The organism is Thiobacillus sp., from assembly GCA_024235835.1.
GTDB lineage: Bacteria > Pseudomonadota > Gammaproteobacteria > Burkholderiales > Thiobacillaceae > PFJX01.
This window is the reverse complement of record JACKLQ010000002.1, coordinates 908,691-928,762: the sequence shown is the minus strand read 5'-3', so window position 1 is coordinate 928,762 and position 20,072 is coordinate 908,691. Positions and strand designations below refer to the sequence as shown.

The window sequence follows — 20,072 nt, the reverse complement described above, 5'->3', positions numbered from 1 at the left end:
TCTCAGGCTCCGACGCGGTACAGGGTTTGCGCCATCCAGTAATACACCGGAATCCCCATGAACAGGTTGAACGGGAAGGTGACGCCCAGGGCCGCGCCGATGGACAGGCCCGGGTTGGCCTCTGGCACGGCGATGCGCATGGCCGCCGGGGCGGCGATATAGGACGCGCTGGCGTAGAGGGTGGCGAGCAGCAGGGTTCCGCCCAGGCTCAAGCCCAGCGACCAGCCTACCAGGGTGCCCAGAAAACCGGAGATCAAGGGCATGACGACGGCGAAGCCGATGAGGAAGGCGCCGTGGGCACGCAGATCCGCCACCCGACCGGCAGCCACCAGGCCCATCTCCAGCAGGAACAAGGCCAGCACCCCCTTGAACAGGTCGAAGAACAAGGCATCCAGGGGCTGGATGCCTTCCGGGCCGGCCAGGTAGCCGATCACCAGCCCGCCGGCGAGCAGGAAGATGCTCTTGCCGAAGAACACTTCATGCAGCAGCTTGCCCCACTTCACCGTGCCCTGGCCGTGCCGGGCGAGCAGCACGCCGATGACCAGCGCGGGCATTTCCAGCAACACCAGGAAGGCGATCATGTAGCCCTCGAAGGCCTGCGCCTCCTGGGCCAGGAAAGTCACGCCCACGGAGAACGTGACCACGCTCACCGAACCGTAGTGGGCGGCGATGGAGGCGGAGTCGGCCCGGTTCATACGGCCCATCCAGCGCAGGATGGGAAAGGCGATGAGGGGAATCAGCGCCCCCGCCAGCACGATCACCGCACCATCCAGAAGCATACCGGCATCGGCATGCTCGGCCAGTTTCACCCCGCCCTTGAGGCCGATGGCCAGGAGCAGGTAGATCGACAGCGCGTCGTAGATGCTGGACGGAATCTTCAGGTCCGAACGGGCCAGACCGGCGGCCACCCCCAACACGAAAAACAGGACAACGGGTTCGAAGCTCATGACGCACCGTTATCCGTTGGCTGGCCGGCGCCGCCGTAACGGGCCTCCAGGGCGCTCAAAGCCTGTTCCTTGGTCTTGAACACGTGGTCGGCGGGCACCACCGCTGCCAGCGCGGGCTGCTCGAACACCGCCCGCACCTGGCGCTTCAGGCTGCTGAAATACAGATCCACGCCGCTGTCGGCCAGGCGTTGCACCAGGGCCCGCACCTTTTCCTGGCCGGACACGTCGATGTCGTTGATGCCGTTGCCTACCACCAGCAGGGCCCGGGCCTCGGGAAAGCGCAGTTGGGCGGCCAGCACGCTTTCCTCGAAGTAGGCGGCGTTGACGAAGTTGAGGGAGCCGTCGAAGCGCAGGGCCACGAAGCCGCTGCCCAGGGGGGTGAGGCCGTTGCTGTCCACGCCCCCCAGGGAACCGTCCGGGTTGCGGCCCAGGATGTCGGCCCGGGGCCGCATGTTGCGCACCATGAAGAGCAGCACGGTGAGGCCCACCCCGAGCAGGATGCCATTGGCCAGGGCCGGGGCCATGGCCAGGGTGGCGAAGAAGGTCACCCAGCCCACCAGGGCGTCCAGCCGGTTCACCCGCCAGGCCTCCAGCAGGGCCTTCACCCGGATCAGGCCGAACACCGCCAGCATGATGATCACCGCCAGCACCGCCTGGGGCAGGTGATAGAGCAAGGGGGTGAGGAACAGGATCACCGCCATGACGCCCAGGGCGCTGACGATGGCGAAGAGACCGGTCTTGGCCCCCACCCGGGCGGCCACCGCCGAGCGGGAGAAGGAACCGCTCACCACGAAGGCCTGGAAGAAACTGCCGACGATGTTGGCCAGGCCCTGGCCCACCAGTTCCTGGTTGATGTCCACCCGCTGGCGGGTCTTGGCGACGATGGCCTGGGTGATGGAGGTGGCCTCCATGAAACCCAGCAGGGCCATGATTAGGGCGGCGGGCAACAGGGGCAGCACCAGATCCCACTGCACCGGCGGCAGGCTGGGGGCGGGCAGGCCGGTGGGAATGGCCCCCACCACCTCGCCGCCACCGGTGAGCTTCACCTGGTCGCCCTGGATGCCGGCGAAGCGCCAGTGGCCCAGGCCCAGGGGCTCGCCCTCGGGACGCACACCGGCCAGCACGTAGCGGGTAGCGCGCTCCGGCCCGGTTTCCGCCACCAGGTCGGCACGGTGCAATTGCACGCTCAGCCGGTTGATGGCGGCGCGGGCCTGGGCCAGTTCCAGCTTGGCCCGCTCCAGACTCGCCTGAACTTCGATGCGCTGGATGTCCGCGCCCCCCTCCCGGGATTCCAGCCGGACCAGCTCGGCCTGCAGGCGGGCCACGTCGGCATTCTTGTCCTTTGCCTGGGTCTGGGCCGCGACAAAGGCCTGGATGTCCGCCTGGAGGGCCTCGGCATGGATGGCGGCGAGGGGCGTCTGAGTGCTGCGTTCGAAGCCGATCAGCCAGCTCACCGGCGTGGTCACCAGGATGGCGATGAGGATGGCCGGCAGGCGGGGAGACTTCTTTTGCAGGCCGAAGATGACGGCGAAGGCGGTGAGGCCGAACAGCAGCGTGGGCCAGTGGGTGCTGCCCAGCTGCTGCAGCACCACCCACAGGTCCGCCAGGAACACCTCGCTGCGCGGCATGGGCACGTTGATCAGCTTGTTGAGCTGGGACAGGCCGATGATCAGGGCGGCGGCGTTGGTGAAGCCGATGATCACCGGATGGGACAGGAAGTTGACGATGAGCCCCAGGCGGAACAGACCCAGCACCAGACGCAGCACCCCCACCAGCAGGGCCAGCATGATGGACAGCTGGATGAAGTCGTCGCTGCCCGGTGTGGCGTGGGGCAAGAGCGCGGCGGCGGACATCAGGGCCAGCATGGCAGTCGGCCCGGTGTGGAGCTGGCGCAGGGAGCCCCACAAAGAGGCGACGATCACCGGAATGAAGGCGGCGTACAGGCCATAGACCACCGGCAGGCCCGCCAGTTGGGCATAGGCCATGCTCTGGGGCACCAGGATCAGGGTGACGGTGATGCCCGCCACCAGGTCCCCCCGCAGGGTCTCCCGGTTCATGGGGAACCAGGCCAGGAAGGGCATGAAGCGGTGCAGGATTCCCTTGTCGGCGGAGGTCATGGTCGGTCCGTTTCAGACACTGCGTAGTCAAAGTCCTGGTGTGCCGGGGGCGCCGGAATCCGCCGGAGACACCCGGTTGTTTGCGCCTGACGGCGCCCCCGTCAGTCGGGCCAGACCCGACGCGGGTGCAGGATGCTGCTGGTGGGAGCAGGAGATGCCGCGGCCGTCGTATCCGAAGGCGTCACCTTCGCCGCAGCGGTTCTGGCCGGCCGCATGACCGGTGCGGTGGATGCCTTCTCCGTGGTTACCTTCTCCGCTTTCGGCGCGACGGCCCGCTTTGTCGGCGCAGTCGGCGCCGCTTTGCCCGGCTTGATGCTGGCGGCCAGTTTGTCTTCCAGTTTGCTCATGTTCCGCACTCCTGTTACGAGCCAGCCTGAATGGCCTGGATCACTTGATCGATCTCGGCGGCGGCCTCGCGGCCCCGATACCCGAGGGCATACACACTGCGTCCTTCCAGCACCGCCGTGCGGTAGGCAGCGCGCCGCCGCACCACCACCGGCAGCACCTGCAATTCCAGCCCCGCCAGGGTGCGCGCGAAGACGCGCGACAGGGCGCTGGCGGGTTCGGCCTGGTTGATGAGCAGCCAGGCCCGGAGCGCAGGATTGGCCGCCCGCGCCTGATGCACCACCGCCACCGTCTCGGCGCTGGCCCACAGATCCAGCGGCGAGGGCAACACCGGGATCAGCACCCGCTCGGCGCGGGTCATCACCTCCCGGGTGATGGCCATGTCGAGGGAGGGCGGGCAATCCACCACCACCTGGGCATGACGCCGCCGCGCCGCTTCGATGGCGGCGACGGGATCGCCGTCGGCCGTCATCACGCTAGGCAGCGCGTCGTCCGCGTTGCCCTGGCTCCACTCCAGCCAATGCCGCGAGGCCGCTTGCGGATCGGCATCCACCAGGGCGACGCGGCCCTGCCGGGCCAGACCGGCGGCCAGGTTCATGGCCAGGGTGGTCTTGCCGCAGCCCCCTTTCAGGTTGACCAGGGCCAGCACGCCGCCGCGCATGGCGTGGCCTCAGCCCGCCCGGCCAGCGCTGGCCAGGGCGTCCACCTGGCCAGCAAAGGTGAAGTCGTCCGGGCCCAGTTCCGCATCCCGCGCCCCCACGCTGACGCTGACATGGGTCTTGGCGAAATTCAGGTCCGGGTAATAGCCACTGGTTTCCGACAGCTTGGCCAGGCCATCCAGGAAGCCCCGGGTGGCGGCGTAGTCGGGGAATTCGAAGCGCCGGGTCATCACCGGGGGCCTGGCTTGCACCTGCCAGCCGGCGGGGGCGGTTTCATACAGTTCAGGCATGACAGACCTCCTCCAGAAAACGGGCCGGGTCGCAGCCCTTCTCGGCCAAGTCGGCCAACATGCGATCCAGTTCCGCCAGGTGACCCTCCTCGTCCGCCAGCAGTTCGGCGAACAGGGCGGACGCCGTGGCATCCCGGCAACGCTGGGCGTAGCGCAGGGCATCTTGGTAGAGCAGCACCGCGTCCAGTTCCAGGGCCCGGTCCACCAGCAGCATCTCCCGCAGGTCCCGGCCCGGACGCACCGGCCGCAGCCGGGTGCCGTTGGGGGCCTGACCCAGGCTGAGGAGGTGGCAGATGAGCTTGGCGGCGTGGCCCTGCTCCTCGTTGGCCTCCCGGCGAAAGTAGGCCGCCAGCCCCGCTTCGCCCCAGAGCTCGCACAGGCAGGCCTGGGTCAGGTACTGCTGGACCACGGAGAGCTCGTGGTCCAGGGCCTGGGTCAGGTAACCGGCGAGTCGGGGGTTGGCAGACATGGCTCAGCCCTCAGCTACGGGTGACCTCGGCGTCCCGGCCGCCGCCGGCGGCACTGGGTGCGCCGGGCAGCACGCCCTCCACTTCACTGTGGACGCGGGCGATGATGTGGGCTGCCACCAGACCGTCACCGACTCGTTCGCAGGCGTCGGCACCGGCACGCACGGCGGCGTTCACGGCGCCGGTCTCGCCGCGCACCAGGACGGTGACGTAGCCGCCGCCGACGAATTCGCGGCCCACCAGGCGCACTTCTGCCGCCTTGGTCATGGCGTCCGCCGCTTCGATGGCGGGCACCAGGCCACGGGTTTCAATCATTCCAAGGGCAATTCCGGTCACAGCAGCCATTTCAGTTCTCCTTCAAATCAATTCAGTTGGCCCGATGGGCCGGGGGGTCAGGCGCTGGGCGCCTTGGGGAGGATGCCTTCCACTTCCGAGTGGACACGGGCAATGATGTGGGCGGCCACCAGGCCATCACCGACACGCTCGCAGGCGTCGGCGCCGGCACGGACAGCGGCGTTCACGGCACCGGTCTCGCCGCGCACCAGGACGGTGACGTAGCCGCCGCCGACAAACTGGCGGCCGATGAGGCGCACTTCGGCGGCCTTGGTCATGGCGTCCGCCGCTTCGATGGCGGGCACCAGGCCACGGGTTTCGATCATGCCCAGGGCAATTCCAGTCACTTCAGCCATTTCGTTTCTCCTTCAGTTCAGAACAAATCAGGGGTTGGTTCAAGCGGCCTGGGGCAGGACGCCTTCCACTTCGGAGTGGACGCGGGCGATGATGTGGGCAGCCACCAGGCCGTCGCCGACACGCTCGCAGGCGTCGGCACCAGCGCGGACGGCGGCGTTCACGGCACCGGTCTCGCCGCGCACCATGACGGTGACGTAGCCGCCACCCACAAATTCGCGGCCCACCAGGCGCACTTCGGCGGCCTTGGTCATGGCGTCCGCCGCTTCGATGGCGGGCACCAGGCCACGGGTTTCAATCATTCCAAGAGCAATTCCGGTCACAGCAGCCATTTCAGTTCTCCTTACGGTTTAAAAAAACACAACAAAAACAGTTAGTTGAAAAACACCGGCGGTCAGGTTGCCGGATCCCATTGATCGATGATTCCGGCGATGGTCAGGTCGGTGAGGACCTTGGTATCGCCTGTTGCAATCCGGGCGGCGGAGCCGCTGACGGTGAACACCCACTTGCCCGGCGGCACGCCCACCGGATCGCAGGCCACGGACAAGGCGCCCTTGCTGTCCGCCAGCACCCGCAGGGACATCAGCTTCAGCCCGGGCACCCGGCGGGTCGCCACGAGTTCGGAGCGCACCTGGTAGATGTCCATCAGGCTTTCCCCTCATCGGAAGACCAGTGATCGATGATCCCGACGATGGTCAGGTCCGAGGGAAACTCCTTGCTGCCGGCGGCTTCCCGGGCGGCGGAGGAGCCCACGCAGATCACCCAGTCGCCGGGGATGCAGCCGATGGCGTCCACCGCCACCTGGCGCGCACCGCCCGCCTTCTCGCGCACCACCAGCAGGGGCCGGTGGCCCAGGTCGGCGATGCGGTTGGTGGACACCAAGGTCTTTTCCACTTGCATGACCTTCATGACTCAGTCCTCCACGGTTTCGATGGGACTGCCGGTGGGCAGGTCCTGCACCGACAGCCAGCAGGCCAGCAGGCCCTGGGCCGCCAGGTCCGGGTAGCGGGCCCGAATGGCGTCCCGCACCCGGCGGGCCTTGGCCGCCACCCGGTCCCGGGCGCCGGGCACCTTGGCGTCATAGCGGTAGTGGATGGCCACCGGGATGGGCAGGCCGTGCTTCACGTTAAGACCCTTGAAGATCTTGATGCCCACGTCCATGTCCGCCACGCCTTCCTCCAGGGTGTGTAGGTGGGCGTAATAGGCCACGTTCCGCATCTGCACTTCCTCGAAGCCGTCCCCCACGCTGATGTAGCGCTCGGCGTGGCCGATGTCCTGGTAGCGGCCGTCGTACAGGTCGTTGACGTACTCGATCTGGGAGAAGTTGTTCACCAGCAGATTGCCGATCAGGCGACGCATGCCGTCGTGGGGCTCTCCCTGGCCTGCGCCCCAGCCGTCCTTGCGGCTGGCCGTGCGGATGGCCTCGTACACGGCGGCCCGGGCGGCGTCGGCCGACATGCGGGCGGTGTCCCGGTACAGCTGGGCGTTGTCCACGAAGCGGTAGGCGGAAAGCTCGCCCTTGCTGTCGGGGATGTGGATCTTGATGGCGTCGGTATCCGTATCCACGCCGATCAGCAGGATGTCGGTGTTGGCGCCGCAGCAGTAGGCGTTCTGGATGGCCTGGCGGAACTGGTTCAGGCGCTCCAGGGCCGCCTCGATGGCCTTGGTCTCGTTGCTGCCGTGAGCGGCGCAGCCTTCCACACAGGGGTTGGAGGAACTGGTGTGATACACCGCAACCTTCAGATAGCGGGTGCCGGCGTCCGCCGTGGTGGGCACCCCTTCCCGGAAGCGGCGCAGCTCGGTTTCGCCCCAGTGGCGCAGGTCGGTCTCCACGTCGAACAGGGCGCCGGCATAGGCCTTGCGGCGGGTGAGGGAAGTCAGCGGCAGGCGCAGGATGTAGCGGGACAGGCCCTTCAGACGGCCATCGGCGCAGGGACTGATGTCCACGGCGTGATAGCCGCAATCCAGGAAGAAGTTGCGGGTGTCCTGCACCACTTCCAGCTGGGCCTTGATGTCCCGGGCAAACTGGGCGACGGCGGCCTTCAAGGACTCAAAGGCGCAGTGGGCATAGAGGGACTTCAGGTTCAACCCCGCCACCCAGGCGTCTTCCAGGATGCCCGTGGGCAGGGGGTAGCCCAACTGGTTCAAGGCGATCTGCTGGGCCCGGGCGGGGAAATCCTCCAGGTGTTGCTGGGCGGACAGACTGCGCAGGGTGGGGGCAATGGCGTCGAAGCGACCCTTCACCGAATCCTCGCAGTGGGCCAGGCGGGCGTTCATAGCCCGGTCCGCCAGGGGGTGGCGCAGGACTGGCTCGCCGTTGAGCAGCCTGTCCGCCGGCCGGGTCTGGAGCGTCGCAGCCGGGGTACCAAGACCATAGGGCGCATGGTGATGACCATGGTCATGGGCATGCTCCTGGACGCTGCCCCGACCCGCCTGGCGGCTGCGCTGGGCCTGGGAGTTTTGCGCTTTGGCGCGGAGGGCGTAGGCGTTACGGGTATTCATGGATCTCTCCGCGCCTTAGCCCCGGGCCCCGCCGGACACAGTGATGACCGCGCCCTTGCCGGCGTTGCCGCTGCTGCCCGTGACCTTGGCCAGGGGGACTTCCGGCTTCTCGATGCCCTTGTTGGCCCAGGCGCTGGCGCCCATGCCCCGGCCCTCGCCCCGCAGGGTGACGTTGCGGCCCTGGGCCCAGCGGCCTTCAGTGCCGGTGACCCGGCCACTGCGGGCCCAGTCGTCACCGGTGATGCGTGCGCCATCGTCCCGGCCTTCGCCGGTGATGCTGCGGGCCGGCGCTTCCGGAACAGGCGCGGCAGCCGGAGCGGAGAAAGGACCAAAGCCGATGTGGCTGTCATCCCGGTAACGGAACTCGGGGGTGCCGGACACCAGGCCGGAGGCCATGTTCACGGGACCGGTGATGCGACCGGCGCCGCCGTAGCCGGTACCGGTAATGCGGCCGAAGGACTCCCGCGCCGGAGAGGAGACGCTGAAGGATTCCGGCCGGGGTTCGGCAGCCCGCATGCTCATGGCCATGGCCCGGGGACGGCCGGGAGGCTGGAAGCGGGGATGGGCCTGGAGGGGGCTGACATCCCCTTGCGTGGCGTCGGGTTGATAGCCGCCCATCATCTGCTCGCTGGCCGCGTAGGGCGTGCCGCTGATGGCCAGGTGGCTGCCCGGCTCGTCGCCGGTGACCCTGCCGCCCCGCCCCAGGGGCGTGCCGGATACGGTCTGACCGTAGAGGGTGTGAGTCACATCCACCTTGGCGGCGGCAGGAATGGGTGCAGCGGCGCAAGCGGCGGAAACGGCTTGCTCGATCCCGGTGACGCGCTGGCACCCGCCGTGCTCGTCACCGGTCAATTTTGGGAAAGCGGCCCCCGCCATCACGCCGGTCATGGGCCGGCCCCCCAGGGTGCGGGCTTCCCGCACCTTGGCCGGCGCCTCGCCCCGGGCAGCCCCCCGCTCGTACTGGGAACCGGTGATATGGCCTTCGGCCCGGGGCTCGTTGCCCGTGACCTTGCTGGTGCGTTCCACCAGGTTGCCGGTGATGCGCTGGCCCAGCTCGCTGGCGGCCTCCCCCACCTTGGCCGGGCCTTGTTCCGGGCGCGCATTGCAGATGCTCTGGAACTGCTCGTTGGACAGATATTCCGTGCCGGAGATGGCGCGGCAGGAACCAGCCTCGTCGCCGGTGACCTTGATGGACCGGCCCACCTCGATGCCGGACACGGGACGGCCGGCAATCGTATGGGTGAGGGCCACCTTGCTGGGGCCGTTAATGGTGAGGCGGGAAATGCCCGCGTCGTTGTACTGGGAGCCGGTGATGCCCCGCTTGGCCCCCGCTTCGGCGCCGGTGACGGACACCGCCCGGGCTTCGTCGCTGCCGCTGACGGCCAGCCCCTTGCGGGCGGTCATGCCCATGGGGGCTTTTTCCGGACGGTCCGTCATGCCCTTGCCGGCACAGAACTCGGCAAAGTTCTCGCTGCCCAGATATTCGGTGCCGGTCACCGGCTTGCAGGTGCCCGCCTCGCCGCCGGTGACTGTGACGCTGCGGCGCACCTCGGTGCCGCTCACGATCTGGCCCCGGCTGGTAGCGCTGGCGCCCACCTTGGCCGCAGCGGGGACCGGCTTGCTGGAGCAGAAGCCTTCGAACTGCTCGCTACCGATGTACTCGGTGCCGGTGATGGCGCGGCAGGAGCCGGGCTCATTGCCGGTCACCTTGGTCGTACGTTCCACCTGGGTGCCGGTCACGCTGCTGCCGGACAAGGTGGTGCCGGTTTCCACCTTGGCGGGGGCTTCCATCTCGGGACGGACCCTGCCGCTGGGGCGGGACGCGGGGGCCTTGCCCCGCCCATTCAGGCTTTGCTCCGCGCGACGCTGGCGGGCGTAGGACTGTCCGTTGCCGGTCTGGGACACGCCATGCTTGCCAGCCCCCGGTTTGGCCGGCAAGGCCTTCTTGCCATGTGTGGCCAGGGCCTGGCGGCGCATGCGGCAATAGTCGCTGGAGCTCATCGCGTTCGCCCCTTCACAGACCGCATCGGTCGCCGAAGCAATCGCAGCCTCGATGGCAGGCTCGATGATTTCCTCGGCAGGCGCTTCCGGAAGCGTCTCAGCCTTCGCGGGAGGCTCTTGGTTTATGGGGTTAGCCGGCGCGGCCATGGAAGCCGCGGGCTGTGTGTTCCGAGCCCGTTGCCGCGCAGCGCCGCTGGGGGCCGTGGTCATGCCGAGGCCTTTCTTGCCTATCTGGGATAGCATGGCGCGGCGTGCGCGGGCCAGGGCCTGGCCGCTGAGCCCAGCCAGGGCATCCGTGGTGTTTGCAGTCTGTTCAGGCATGGTGAGTCCTTGTTCAGGTGTTCGCATTACTCGGTGGAACTCCGTCAGCCAGGCCACTTGCGCTTCCCGGCTGGCGTGATTCCCACCAGACGGTTGTGACTATAGGTAGGCCGAACAATCAACAACAGTTAATTGTTATTATGTGAAACATTAACGATTGTTAATTAATCAAAACGCTATGAGACTGCGCAATGTCACCCTCCATCAGCTGCGCCTGTTCCGCAGCCTGGGCATCCACCTGTCCTTCACCCGGGTGGCGGAAGAGTTGCATCTCACCCAGCCGGCGGTATCGATCCAGATCAAGCGCCTGGAAGAGAGCGTGGGCCTGCCCCTGGTGGAGCACATGGGCAAGCGCCTGTTCCTGACGGATGCGGGCCGCGAGCTGTTCGAGGCCAGCCAGGACGTGCTGGATCGCATGCGCGTGCTGGGGGAAGACATGACCGGCCTGGAGGAAGGCGTGCGCGGGCCCTTGAACCTGGCCGCCATCACCACCGCCAAGTACTTCATGCCCCACCTGCTGGGCGTGTTCCTGCGGGATTACCCGGCGGTGGAGCCCCGACTCACCATCACCAACCAGTCCCGGGTGGTGGAACGCCTGGAAGGCAATCTGGATGATCTGGTGATCATGGGCACCATCCCAGAGAACATGGACCTGGAGGTGGAGTACTTCCTGGACAATCCGCTGGTGGTGGTGGCGCCCCCCGACCATCCCCTGGTGGGTGAACGCAAAATCCCCCTGGCGCGCATCGCCGAGGAGCGCTTCCTGTCACGGGAGCCCGGCTCGGGTACCCGACAGGCCCGCACCCGGCTGTTCGCCCAGCATGGCCTTACGCCGAAGGTCTACATGGAACTGGGCAGCAGTGAGGCCATCAAGCAAGCGGTGATGGCTGGCCTGGGCATTTCCGTGCTGTCGCGACACAACCTGGGGTTGGAACTGGAATCCGGCCTGCTGGCCGTGCTGGATGTGGAACACTTCCCCCTGGTCCGGAAATGGTACGCGGTGCACCTTAAGGGCAAGAAGCTGTCCCATACCACGCGTCGCTTCCTGGACTTCCTGCTGCAGGATGGCGCTCGCATCTGGAGGGAGACCCAACCCCACGTGCCACAACAAAAGGGTCGGAAGAAGTAGAACTCAGGGGACCCCTCGGGAGACAGGGCAAGGCTCAGTAATGATGCCGATCGGTCCGCCCCAGGGTCACCGTGACCCAGAATCCGGCCACCAGGGCCAGGATGATGGTGCCGATACCCACCAGGGTCATGGGGTCGTACTTCTCCGGTTCGAAGATGATGATCTTGCGACTCAGGGCGATGAGGGCCACGGTGAAGATCACGGTCAGGCGGATTTTCCCGTCGGTATAGTAATGCTTGATGGTCTCCAGCAGCTCGATGCCGATCAGCACCAGCAGGAAGAGGCCGAACAATTCCAGCAACTCGTCCACCTCCAGGATCAGCACCGGCGGCGAGATCACGTCAAGGACCAGTATCCAGGCCAGTTCGCCCACTGCCAGCAGAACCACCGCCGCCATCATCAGGATAAGGGCAGCGACGACGAAGCGTTCGAAGGACTTCAGGTGTTCCAGCATGGTCCGGGCTCCTGGTTGAGTCGTGGCATCACATCAAGCGCGACCGGCGGCGGCCGCCGGGGTGCAGGCGTGCGACCAGCTTGCGCGCCTCGTCCAGCAGCAGCACGCTGGATGCGGCCACCGCCGCCTTCAGCCAGTCCTCCAGCCGCAAATCCACCGTGCCGAAGAGGGCCTGGGCGGGCGGCCAATGCACCGCCATCACCTGCAAGGCAAGCACCCCCGCCAGGGCCAGCCACAGCTTGCCGTTCCGGAAGAAATTGGCATTGAAGGCGCTGCCGTGTTCGGCGCGGGCATTGAAGACGTTGAAGAACTGGAACAGCACGAAGGTGGTGAAAGCCATGGTCAGGGCATAGCTTTGTCCCTGGATCGCCAGGCCGTGCTGGAACATGAACAGGGTGCCGAACATCATCGTCACGCCATACAGCGCCAGTCGCGCCAGTCGCCCACCAGTGAGGATCTGCGCCGACTGGCGGCGCGGCTTGTCATGCATGATGCCGGGGCGGGCGGGTTCGATGCCCAGGGTCATGGCCGGCGGGCCATCCATGATGATGTTGATCCACAGCAGCTGGATCGCCGTGAACGGCGCCGGCCAGCCCAGCAGGGTGGCAGCCAGCACGGTGAGAATCGCGCCGATGTTGGTGGAGAGCTGGAAGCGCACGAACTTGACGATGTTGTCGTAGACCACGCGGCCTTCCTCCACGGCCCTGACGATGGTGGCGAAGTTGTCGTCGGTCAGCACCAGGGTCGCGGCTTCCTTGGTCACGGCGGTGCCAGTGATGCCCATGGCCACGCCGATGTCGGCGGCCTTCAGCGCGGGGGCGTCGTTGACGCCGTCGCCGGTCATGGCGGCGACGTGGCCGTCGGCCTTGAGTGCCTGGACGATCTTCACCTTGTGGGCCGGCGAGACGCGGGCGAACACGTCGATCCGGTCGATGCGCCGGGTCAGTCCGGCATCCGCCATGGCATCCAGTTCCGCGCCGCTGACCACCCCGCCGGTCAGGCCCAGTTCGCGGCCGATGGCGGCGGCGGTGAGCTTGTGATCGCCGGTGATCATCTTGACCTGGATGCCCGCGTCCTTGCATTGGGCGATGGCACGTTTCGCCTCGGCGCGCGGCGGGTCCATCAGCCCGGCCAGGCCGAGGAAGGTCCAGCCTTGCGCCCAGGCCATGAGGTCGCCGGCCGGGTCGAAATCGCGGGCAGGAATCACTCGCCGTGCCACCGCCAGCACCCGCAGGGCCTGGGTGGCGAGGTGCTCGTTTTCGCCCTCGATGCGGGCGCGCATAGCATCGGCCAGAGGCGTGTCCCCCGCGTCGGACAACCACGCGGCCGAGCGCGCCAGCAACACGTCGGGCGCGCCCTTGATGAACATCTCCACCACCTCGCCGGCATGGTGGAAAGTGGCCATGAACTTGTGTGCCGAATCAAACGGAATTTCGCCGATGCGCGGCTGTTCGGCCTGTTCGTATTCCGGGTCCAGGCCGCCCTTTTGCGCCAGCACCCACAAGGCGCCTTCTGTCGGGTCGCCGATCAGCACCCCGTCGCGCACGCGCGAGTCGGTGCAGAGCGCCATGGGCAGCAGCAGGGCGCGCAAGTCATGCCCGGGCTCGTCCAGACGGATTTCGCCCTCCGACCGATAGCCCTCGCCGCTCACCGAGAGCCGGCTCCCGGCGAACCACCCGGCGCAGGCGGTCATCTGGTTCAGGGTCAGGGTGCCGGTCTTGTCGGAGCAGATCACCGTGGTGGAGCCCAGGGATTCCACGGCGGAGAGTTTTTTCAGGATCGCCCGGTTCTTCGCCATGCGCCACATGCCGATGGCCAGCGTCACCGTCACCACCGCCGGCAGGCCCTCGGGAATGGCAGCCACCGCCAGGGCCACGGCAGTCATGGCCGCCTCCGTCCAGGGCAGGCCGCGGGCGAAATCGAGGATGAAGATCAGCGTCACCACCAAACCGGCGATGGCGGCGAGTTTCTTGCCCAGGGTGTCGAGCTGGATTTGCAGCGGCGTATCCGACTCGGGGGCGGCGGCGATCATGCCGGCCAAGCGCCCCATCTCGGTGGCCATGCCGGTGGCGGTGACCAGCAATTCGGCGCGACCACGCGTAACGACGGTGTTCATGTAGAGCAGATTGAGTCGATCCCCCAACGGCAAGTCGGCTTCCGCCAGCGCGGCGACGGATTTACCCACCGCATGGGACTCGCCGGTCAAAGCCGCTTCGTCGACCTCCAGGGCGTGGGCCGCCAGCAGCCGCCCATCGGCGGGAATGCGGTCGCCCGCCTCCAGCAGCACGATATCGCCGGGCACCAGCAACGCCGCATCCAGTTCAACGACTTGCCCGTTGCGCCGCGCGCGCGCGCGGGCCGCCAGCATGTTCTTCAAGGCCGCCAGGGTCTGTTCCGCCCGGTGCTCCTGATAAAAACCCAGCGTGGCGTTGAACACCACGACGAGCAGGATCACGACCGCGTCCTTCAGGTCGCCCACCGTCCAGGCCAGCACGGCGGCGAACAGCAGCACGATGACCAGGAAGTTCCTGAACTGGTCGAGGAATTTCAGCCATGCAGGGCGCGACGTGGCTTCGACCAGCCTGTTCTCGCCGTAACGCGCCAGGCGCGGGTTGGCTTCGTCGGGCGCCAGTCCGCGCGCCGGGTCGACCCCTAGAACCGCGCACGCGGCTTCGGCGGATTGCTTGTGCCAGGGAATTGGAGTGGTCATGTTTCCATCTTCTCGCAAAGGGTCGGCGTTGCTGTTACACAGGCTGGGGAGGCCGCCATCCAGGGCACGGCGCATGAAAGCCCTCGCCTCCCCCAACGTGTACCCGGTTAGTCCTGCCCTACCAGCAGCACGTCACAAACCGCTTCCTGCGCCACATCCTTGCTCACGCTTCCAATCAGGAAATCCTCCAGTCCGCCGCGGCCTTGCCGCCCCAACACGACCAGATCCGCGTGCCAGTCGGCGGCGGATTCCAGGATACGGGTTGGGGGATAACCTGGCTCGATAAGGCTTTCGATCCTGGTTTTCTCCTCGCCGGACACGCTGGCACACAGATTGGCCATCAGGTTCTCGGCAATGACGCGCATCTCTTCGTGCCCCTGCTTGATCGCCGCGCCGTCCACCCCCTTGGCGCGAAGGTCGCTTTCGTCCAGGGGCTCCAGCGCGTGCATCAGCCGCAGATGCCCGTCCGCCGCCAGTCGGCGCGCCCACTCGACCACGACGTGGCTATGGGGAAAGAAATCCACCGCGGCCAGTACCCGGCCATAGGGCGCGACCGGCTCGCCGCGCACGATCAGCACCGGACGCCGGCACACCCGCAGCAGCCGCCAGGCGGTGGATCCGAGCAGCAGGCGCAACAGCGGGCTTTGGCCGCGCGCGCCGGCCACCACGAGGCCGGCACCTACCTCGACGGCGTAGTCGGCGATCCGGCTATGCACCCGGCCGACGCGTTGCGCCACATGGACGCGGATGTCGTAGCGTTCGCGCAGCACCCGCGCGGTAGCTTCGGCATGCTCGCCGAGGGTAGCCGGGATGGCACCGCCATCGGCGGGCCCGACATCCTGCCCGGGGTAAAGAGCGAGGGGCGCGATTACATGCAGAAGATGCAGTTCCGCGTCCTGTTGCTTGGCGATGAGGGCCGCACGCAGAACGGCACGGTTCGCTTCGCTGGAGAAATCCGTGGCGGCAACGATGGGGGGCTGGGTTGGCATGATGAACATCTCCTCGGTTGCATGGGATGGGAATGACTAAAACGGCGTGCCTTGGTGGCAACCTTCACCTGACAGCGTGCGCTGCGGGAAATGCGCCGAGGCCCGACAGACCCTATTCCCCGGCAGGTGCCGACGCGATGCCCTCGCGGAGGGATTCCTGGGTAGCCAACGCTTCTGTGGTGGCCGATTGCTTCATCGACACGCTGCCCAACATGACGAACAGGGCGATGAGGGCCAGCCCGACCACGCCCACCGCCAGGCGGAAGCCGAGATAGGTTTTCGGGGTGTCGGATTTAGCATCTTTCATGTCGATTTCCTTTGTCATTCGAGGGGGGGTCAGGTACCGCGCACCATGGCCATCACCCGCCCCATGTCGAGGGTTTCGGCCTGTTGTCGGATTTGCGGCAGGTACTGGGTCTGCATCTGTTTGGCCGGCCCCAGCAGGTTCTGGAAGGTGTCGCGCAGCAGCGCCGTATCCATGCGCCGTCCGCCGGCGTAATAGCGTTTGGCGAGTTGCCCGAGGGCATATGTGGTGGCAAAGGAGAACGCCATGCCGGCGGCAGCGCTGCCCACCTTGCCGAAGGTCTTGCCCGCCGCCTTGCCGAGCAACCCGCCGATCAGCTTGCGGCCGATCTGTTCGAGGTATTGCGAGGTGAGGCCGACACCGGCGGCGGCAATGAATTCCTTGATGTGGTCTTGATCGAGACTGACGCCATGGGCCTTGCCGATGCCGTAGACCATCTTGATTTGCAGCGGGATGATGGCCATCGACGCCCAGGACTGGGGCAACAGTTCCAGCGCACCGTTAAGCAGGCTGGCGTTGAGGATGGATACATCCAGTTCCGTGTCACTCACCCCGGCTTGCGCCGCGACCATCGGCCCCGGCGCTGCGGCCTGGGAAAGCTCGACGATGGCGTCGGCTTCGCCCTCGATCAGTTCCACCGGCGGCGCGTCCAGCCTGAGCAGGCTCTTCAGCTCGTCCAGAAAGCGGCGCTCCGTGTCACTCAAGCCGCCGTCGGCCTCGCACACGCCCACCGCCATCTCATAGGCGAGTTGGCGCTCGCCGGTATCCGACAGCGCGGCGGCGGCGGCTTCCAGGCGGAGGCGCTTGAGCAGCACGTCCTGATAGATCCCGGCCAGGCCGGGCGCGCCGGCCTCCCCGGCCAGGGAATCGGCGATACGGCGGATTTCGTCGCGCTCGCGGTCGTGCTTCTCGCCGTCGGCGAAGGCTGCGAACAGTGCGATGGCCAGTAAGGCGCGTTGCTGTTCCGGGTTCATGTCGATAACTCCTTCCAGACTTGGGTCAGCAGCAGGCCCGCCCCGACCAGGGCCACCGTGGCCCAGCCAAGACGATCCACGTAGCGGTGCAGGGCTGATTCCATACGCGCGCCACCCCACTTCATCAGCCCTGCGACCAGGTAGAAGCGAGCGCCACGCCCGACCAGCGAGGCCAGGGCGAAGGGCAGCAGTACCATGGACAGAACCCCGGCGGCGATGGTGAAGACCTTGTAGGGAATGGGTGAGAAGCCGGCGATGAACACGGCCCAGAAACCGTAGTTCTCGAACCAGTCCACGGCGCTCTGGTAGCTTGCCCAGTATTGCGTCGTTTGCAGCCAGGGCGCGATCGACTCGAAAGCGAAATAGCCGATAGCGTAGCCCGCCAACCCGCCCGCCACCGAAGCCAGGGTGGTGAGCAGGGCAAAACCCCAGGCGCGCTCGGGCCGGGCCAGGCACATGGGCGCCAGCATCACGTCCGGCGGCACCGGGAAGAAGGACGATTCGGCGAAGCTGATCGTTCCCAGGTAGACGGGGGCGTGGCGGTGGCGGGCCCACTGCATGGCGCGCGCATAAAGGGGGGAAAAGGGACGCATGGGGGCGGCCTATTTGCCGTGTAGCGCGTCGCTCAGGCTCAGCCCGGCCAGGCGTTTCACGCCGACGGCCAGGTACCAGAGCACGGCCATCATGATCAAGGTGGCGGGCAGGGCAATCATGGGATAGCTCAACATGGTCAAGCGCCCGAGTTCCTCGTTGAAGGCGGCGGAGCCCGCCGGACTGGTGACGATCCAGGTGGCGAGGATGTAGTTCATGACCGACGAAAAGGCGAAGGAACCGGCCAGCATCCAGGTAGCACGGCGCAAACGGGCCTCGAAGACCGCCAGGTTACCGCGCTCGGCCAAGGCCGCGTCGACCCGCCCGGTATCGATCAGCAGGGGCGAATAGAGCAGCACGCGTACCAGCGGCCGGCGCGTCAGCGCCGAGGCGGCGACGATCAGACCCAGCACGCCGGGCACGGCGGCCTCCTTCACCGCCAGCCAGCGCGTGTCCAGTTCCAGCAAGCCGATGCCGCCGGTGAGCAGCAGGCTGACGATGCCCAGTCCGGCGAACAGGCTGAACCTGCGGCTGCGTGCCAGTTCTCGTAGGCCCCAATCGATGGGGAAAGCCAACGCCAGGACCAGCGCGCCCGCCGCGCCCAGGTGCTCCGGCTTGGAGAACTGCATCAGGATGAGCGAAGGGATGAGCAGGGTAACGGCGACTTCGAGCAGGGGGGAGTGGGATTGGATTGGTGTCATGGTCTTCAGGTGGACAGGAGGGATCCGATTTCATTCCGGGGCCACGAAAATCACTGTGCCCGGGTTGGCGGGACGGCTTCGCGGCCGGCGTAGGGTTGGCGGGACATGGCTTCGCTCACCCCAGGGCGGCCGTGAAGCGCGGCCAGATGCGGACGGCTTCCACCACCAGGACGATCCACCAGGCCAGGATCACCATGCCCGTGGCGGCGGCGGCGATGTCCTTGATGATGCCGATCTTCTCGTTGTGGCGGGTCTCGACGAAATCGCACAGGGCCTCGATGGCGGTGTTGAACAGTTCCGCCGCCACCACCAGGCCGGTAGCCAGCAGGATCAGCGCCGCGTCCACCCAGTCGTGCAGCCACAGGGCGACGCCCAGCACGGCGACCGAGATGGCCACCTTGTACATCACGCTGAAGTCGTGCAGCACCGCATAGCGCAGGCCGGCGACGATGACCCCGAGTTTGCGCAGGGGGCGCCAGCCAGGCTCGCCGGTGCCGAGGAACTTGTTTCTCATGGTGTTCTCCCGTTTGTCAGATCCTTCCGGGTGGCGGCCGCCGCCAACCCCGCGCAGCCGACCGCCACCAGCAGTCCGGCCAGCACGTCGCTGGGCCAGTGCACCTGGAGGTACAGGCGCGAGACCGCCACCAGGCCCACCAGCCCGCCCAGCGCCAGGACGGCCAGGTGGCGCGTCTCCGGCCGACGCCCGCCCAGGGACAGCCAGAGGCCCAGGGCGAAGGCGGCGGCATGGGTGGTATGGCCGCTGGGAAAGGACCAGTCCATGCCGATGAAATCACTCAGGGCCGGGTGCAGCATGGGCCGCTCGCGGCCGATGGCCTGCTTGAGCAGCCATGTGGTGAGGGCGGCGCCAAAGTAGGCGATGGCCATGCGCCAGGCTGCCGGGCCTTGCCCGCGCGCGGCCAGCCAGGCGACCAGGAACAGTACCGCTGGCGCCAGCAGATAGCCCGAGCCCAGCCAGGTCACGGCCTGGAAGAAGCCGTCCGCCATGGGGTGACCCAGGGCGGCAAGGGCATCGAGCAGGGCGCGGTCCGGACCGGTCAGCCGGCCCTGTGCCATGGCCGTGGACAGCAGAACCAGGGCGGACGCCGCGACCAGGGCAATCGGCAGGCCGCTCCGGCGGGTCATATCCAGAGGCTCAGTGGGGGATCGGCCAGGGTGGCGCGCAGGATGTCGCCACGCGAGACGATGCCGGCCAGCCTGCCCGACTCGTCCACCACGGGCAGGGCGGACAGGTCGGAATCCAGCAGCACGCGGGCGATGCGGCGGATGTCGGTGACCGGGTCGGCGCAGATCACCGGGCTGACCATCACCTCGCGTACGGGACGGGCGAGGCCTCCGGTGGGCGTCTTGTCCTCCAGGTCGATGACGGTGAGCAACTCGCGTTCCGAGACCAGCCCCACCACGCCCCGGGCGGGCTCCAATACCGGCGCCTGGCGCACCCCGCGTGCCATAAGCTGGCGCCAGGCGGCTTCCACCGTATCTTCGGTGCGCATGGTCAGCACCGACCGGCTCATGACCTGATAGGCATGACGCACCGACTCTCGCTGTGGTTCCGGATGCAGGGACTGGGCGTAGGCTGCCGCGGCGCGGGCATAGCGCGGGTCGGTATCCTGTTCGTCCGCCACACGTCGCCGAGCGAGCTCGAATTCAACGCCCAGTTCCTCCCCTTCCCGGTTGATGCCGCGGGCATGTCGGGCGGCGAATGCGCCCGGCACCTTGATCAGGTGCTCAAGGCTGCCGCGAAAGGTTTGCCCGGTGACGCCGTGGATGGAGAACATGGGGTGTTTCCTCAGGTGGAGGGTTTACGCGTGGCAACCACGCAGGCGTTGAAGGCGGCCCACATCCAGGGCTCACCGATTGAGAAGG

General features: G+C 67.2%; 24 protein-coding genes. 1 reads left to right on the top strand and 23 read right to left on the bottom strand.

Going from position 1 to position 20,072, the window contains the following annotated elements:
- Positions 1-2: 2 nt before the first annotated feature.
- From H6935_12620 to H6935_12560, 13 genes are all read right to left on the bottom strand, one after another.
- Complete coding sequence (locus H6935_12620; GenBank protein MCP5279190.1) at positions 3-947, bottom strand: sodium-dependent bicarbonate transport family permease; 945 nt, start codon at positions 945-947, stop codon at positions 3-5.
- On the bottom strand, positions 944-3,064 hold the full coding sequence (locus tag H6935_12615) for an STAS domain-containing protein (protein ID MCP5279189.1): 2,121 nt from the start codon (positions 3,062-3,064) through the stop codon (positions 944-946). Before H6935_12615 ends, H6935_12620 begins: the two co-directional genes overlap by 4 nt.
- A gap of 101 nt (positions 3,065-3,165) precedes the next feature.
- Positions 3,166-3,411 carry a hypothetical protein gene (locus tag H6935_12610; protein MCP5279188.1) on the bottom strand — a complete coding sequence of 82 codons (246 nt, stop codon included), beginning with the start codon at positions 3,409-3,411 and terminating at the stop codon, positions 3,166-3,168.
- Positions 3,412-3,425: 14 nt separating this feature from the next.
- Positions 3,426-4,070, bottom strand: coding sequence for an AAA family ATPase (locus H6935_12605; protein MCP5279187.1), 645 nt, complete (start codon positions 4,068-4,070; stop codon positions 3,426-3,428).
- Positions 4,071-4,079: 9 nt separating this feature from the next.
- The gene (locus H6935_12600) at positions 4,080-4,358 is read right to left on the bottom strand and encodes a 4a-hydroxytetrahydrobiopterin dehydratase (GenBank protein ID MCP5279186.1); all 279 of its coding nucleotides are present in this window, start codon (positions 4,356-4,358) and stop codon (positions 4,080-4,082) included.
- Complete coding sequence (locus H6935_12595) at positions 4,351-4,827, bottom strand: bacterioferritin (GenBank protein ID MCP5279185.1); 477 nt, start codon at positions 4,825-4,827, stop codon at positions 4,351-4,353. The genes H6935_12600 and H6935_12595 overlap by 8 nt, the downstream gene beginning before the upstream one ends.
- A 10-nt stretch (positions 4,828-4,837) precedes the next feature.
- Entirely contained in the window at positions 4,838-5,170 is a 333-nt protein-coding gene (locus H6935_12590) for a BMC domain-containing protein (protein ID MCP5279184.1), read from the bottom strand.
- A 47-nt stretch (positions 5,171-5,217) separates the two neighbouring features.
- A complete protein-coding gene (locus tag H6935_12585) occupies positions 5,218-5,514 on the bottom strand; it encodes a BMC domain-containing protein (protein ID MCP5279183.1) in 297 nt (98 codons plus the stop codon).
- A 39-nt stretch (positions 5,515-5,553) separates the two neighbouring features.
- The gene (locus H6935_12580; protein MCP5279182.1) at positions 5,554-5,844 is read right to left on the bottom strand and encodes a BMC domain-containing protein; all 291 of its coding nucleotides are present in this window, start codon (positions 5,842-5,844) and stop codon (positions 5,554-5,556) included.
- Between the two features lie 62 nt (positions 5,845-5,906).
- On the bottom strand, positions 5,907-6,158 hold the full coding sequence (locus H6935_12575) for a carboxysome peptide B (protein ID MCP5279181.1): 252 nt from the start codon (positions 6,156-6,158) through the stop codon (positions 5,907-5,909).
- Complete coding sequence (locus H6935_12570) at positions 6,158-6,421, bottom strand: carboxysome peptide A (GenBank protein MCP5279180.1); 264 nt, start codon at positions 6,419-6,421, stop codon at positions 6,158-6,160. The genes H6935_12575 and H6935_12570 overlap by 1 nt, the downstream gene beginning before the upstream one ends.
- Before the next feature lie 3 nt (positions 6,422-6,424).
- Complete coding sequence (locus H6935_12565; GenBank protein MCP5279179.1) at positions 6,425-8,014, bottom strand: carboxysome shell carbonic anhydrase; 1,590 nt, start codon at positions 8,012-8,014, stop codon at positions 6,425-6,427.
- A gap of 15 nt (positions 8,015-8,029) precedes the next feature.
- Positions 8,030-10,336 carry a carboxysome shell protein gene (locus tag H6935_12560; GenBank protein MCP5279178.1) on the bottom strand — a complete coding sequence of 769 codons (2,307 nt, stop codon included), beginning with the start codon at positions 10,334-10,336 and terminating at the stop codon, positions 8,030-8,032.
- A gap of 178 nt (positions 10,337-10,514) precedes the next feature.
- Here H6935_12560 and H6935_12555 point away from each other — a divergent pair, with 178 nt between their 5' ends.
- Complete coding sequence (locus H6935_12555) at positions 10,515-11,465, top strand: LysR family transcriptional regulator (protein ID MCP5279177.1); 951 nt, start codon at positions 10,515-10,517, stop codon at positions 11,463-11,465.
- 34 nt (positions 11,466-11,499) lie between these two features.
- On the opposite strand, the gene H6935_12550 is transcribed toward H6935_12555, so the two are convergent.
- From H6935_12550 to H6935_12505, 10 genes are all read right to left on the bottom strand, one after another.
- On the bottom strand, positions 11,500-11,919 hold the full coding sequence (locus H6935_12550) for a phosphate-starvation-inducible PsiE family protein (GenBank protein ID MCP5279176.1): 420 nt from the start codon (positions 11,917-11,919) through the stop codon (positions 11,500-11,502).
- A gap of 28 nt (positions 11,920-11,947) precedes the next feature.
- The gene (locus H6935_12545) at positions 11,948-14,629 is read right to left on the bottom strand and encodes a cation-translocating P-type ATPase (GenBank protein MCP5279175.1); all 2,682 of its coding nucleotides are present in this window, start codon (positions 14,627-14,629) and stop codon (positions 11,948-11,950) included.
- A gap of 107 nt (positions 14,630-14,736) precedes the next feature.
- Positions 14,737-15,618, bottom strand: coding sequence for a universal stress protein (locus tag H6935_12540; GenBank protein ID MCP5279174.1), 882 nt, complete (start codon positions 15,616-15,618; stop codon positions 14,737-14,739).
- A gap of 112 nt (positions 15,619-15,730) precedes the next feature.
- Positions 15,731-15,925: a hypothetical protein gene (locus H6935_12535; protein MCP5279173.1), complete on the bottom strand. Its 195-nt coding sequence runs from the start codon at positions 15,923-15,925 to the stop codon at positions 15,731-15,733.
- A gap of 29 nt (positions 15,926-15,954) precedes the next feature.
- On the bottom strand, positions 15,955-16,896 hold the full coding sequence (locus H6935_12530) for a TerB family tellurite resistance protein (GenBank protein ID MCP5279172.1): 942 nt from the start codon (positions 16,894-16,896) through the stop codon (positions 15,955-15,957).
- Positions 16,893-17,489: a DedA family protein gene (locus tag H6935_12525; protein ID MCP5279171.1), complete on the bottom strand. Its 597-nt coding sequence runs from the start codon at positions 17,487-17,489 to the stop codon at positions 16,893-16,895. Before H6935_12525 ends, H6935_12530 begins: the two co-directional genes overlap by 4 nt.
- A 9-nt stretch (positions 17,490-17,498) precedes the next feature.
- A complete protein-coding gene (locus H6935_12520) occupies positions 17,499-18,188 on the bottom strand; it encodes an MFS transporter (GenBank protein ID MCP5279170.1) in 690 nt (229 codons plus the stop codon).
- Positions 18,189-18,303: 115 nt separating this feature from the next.
- Positions 18,304-18,702, bottom strand: coding sequence for a diacylglycerol kinase (locus H6935_12515; protein MCP5279169.1), 399 nt, complete (start codon positions 18,700-18,702; stop codon positions 18,304-18,306).
- Entirely contained in the window at positions 18,699-19,331 is a 633-nt protein-coding gene (locus H6935_12510) for a phosphatase PAP2 family protein (GenBank protein ID MCP5279168.1), read from the bottom strand. Before H6935_12510 ends, H6935_12515 begins: the two co-directional genes overlap by 4 nt.
- A complete protein-coding gene (locus tag H6935_12505) occupies positions 19,328-19,984 on the bottom strand; it encodes a CBS domain-containing protein (protein MCP5279167.1) in 657 nt (218 codons plus the stop codon). The genes H6935_12510 and H6935_12505 overlap by 4 nt, the downstream gene beginning before the upstream one ends.
- Positions 19,985-20,072: the final 88 nt, after the last annotated feature.

Coding starts and splice junctions, on each gene's coding strand:
- H6935_12620 (MCP5279190.1), bottom strand. CDS start 947: ATGAGCTTCGAACCCGTTGTCCTGTTTTTCGTGTTGGGGGTGGCCGCC.
- H6935_12615 (MCP5279189.1), bottom strand. CDS start 3,064: ATGACCTCCGCCGACAAGGGAATCCTGCACCGCTTCATGCCCTTCCTG.
- H6935_12610 (MCP5279188.1), bottom strand. CDS start 3,411: ATGAGCAAACTGGAAGACAAACTGGCCGCCAGCATCAAGCCGGGCAAA.
- H6935_12605 (MCP5279187.1), bottom strand. CDS start 4,070: ATGCGCGGCGGCGTGCTGGCCCTGGTCAACCTGAAAGGGGGCTGCGGC.
- H6935_12600 (MCP5279186.1), bottom strand. CDS start 4,358: ATGCCTGAACTGTATGAAACCGCCCCCGCCGGCTGGCAGGTGCAAGCC.
- H6935_12595 (MCP5279185.1), bottom strand. CDS start 4,827: ATGTCTGCCAACCCCCGACTCGCCGGTTACCTGACCCAGGCCCTGGAC.
- H6935_12590 (MCP5279184.1), bottom strand. CDS start 5,170: ATGGCTGCTGTGACCGGAATTGCCCTTGGAATGATTGAAACCCGTGGC.
- H6935_12585 (MCP5279183.1), bottom strand. CDS start 5,514: ATGGCTGAAGTGACTGGAATTGCCCTGGGCATGATCGAAACCCGTGGC.
- H6935_12580 (MCP5279182.1), bottom strand. CDS start 5,844: ATGGCTGCTGTGACCGGAATTGCTCTTGGAATGATTGAAACCCGTGGC.
- H6935_12575 (MCP5279181.1), bottom strand. CDS start 6,158: ATGGACATCTACCAGGTGCGCTCCGAACTCGTGGCGACCCGCCGGGTG.
- H6935_12570 (MCP5279180.1), bottom strand. CDS start 6,421: ATGAAGGTCATGCAAGTGGAAAAGACCTTGGTGTCCACCAACCGCATC.
- H6935_12565 (MCP5279179.1), bottom strand. CDS start 8,014: ATGAATACCCGTAACGCCTACGCCCTCCGCGCCAAAGCGCAAAACTCC.
- H6935_12560 (MCP5279178.1), bottom strand. CDS start 10,336: ATGCCTGAACAGACTGCAAACACCACGGATGCCCTGGCTGGGCTCAGC.
- H6935_12555 (MCP5279177.1), top strand. CDS start 10,515: ATGAGACTGCGCAATGTCACCCTCCATCAGCTGCGCCTGTTCCGCAGC.
- H6935_12550 (MCP5279176.1), bottom strand. CDS start 11,919: ATGCTGGAACACCTGAAGTCCTTCGAACGCTTCGTCGTCGCTGCCCTT.
- H6935_12545 (MCP5279175.1), bottom strand. CDS start 14,629: ATGACCACTCCAATTCCCTGGCACAAGCAATCCGCCGAAGCCGCGTGC.
- H6935_12540 (MCP5279174.1), bottom strand. CDS start 15,618: ATGCCAACCCAGCCCCCCATCGTTGCCGCCACGGATTTCTCCAGCGAA.
- H6935_12535 (MCP5279173.1), bottom strand. CDS start 15,925: ATGAAAGATGCTAAATCCGACACCCCGAAAACCTATCTCGGCTTCCGC.
- H6935_12530 (MCP5279172.1), bottom strand. CDS start 16,896: ATGAACCCGGAACAGCAACGCGCCTTACTGGCCATCGCACTGTTCGCA.
- H6935_12525 (MCP5279171.1), bottom strand. CDS start 17,489: ATGCGTCCCTTTTCCCCCCTTTATGCGCGCGCCATGCAGTGGGCCCGC.
- H6935_12520 (MCP5279170.1), bottom strand. CDS start 18,188: ATGACACCAATCCAATCCCACTCCCCCCTGCTCGAAGTCGCCGTTACC.
- H6935_12515 (MCP5279169.1), bottom strand. CDS start 18,702: ATGAGAAACAAGTTCCTCGGCACCGGCGAGCCTGGCTGGCGCCCCCTG.
- H6935_12510 (MCP5279168.1), bottom strand. CDS start 19,331: ATGACCCGCCGGAGCGGCCTGCCGATTGCCCTGGTCGCGGCGTCCGCC.
- H6935_12505 (MCP5279167.1), bottom strand. CDS start 19,984: ATGTTCTCCATCCACGGCGTCACCGGGCAAACCTTTCGCGGCAGCCTT.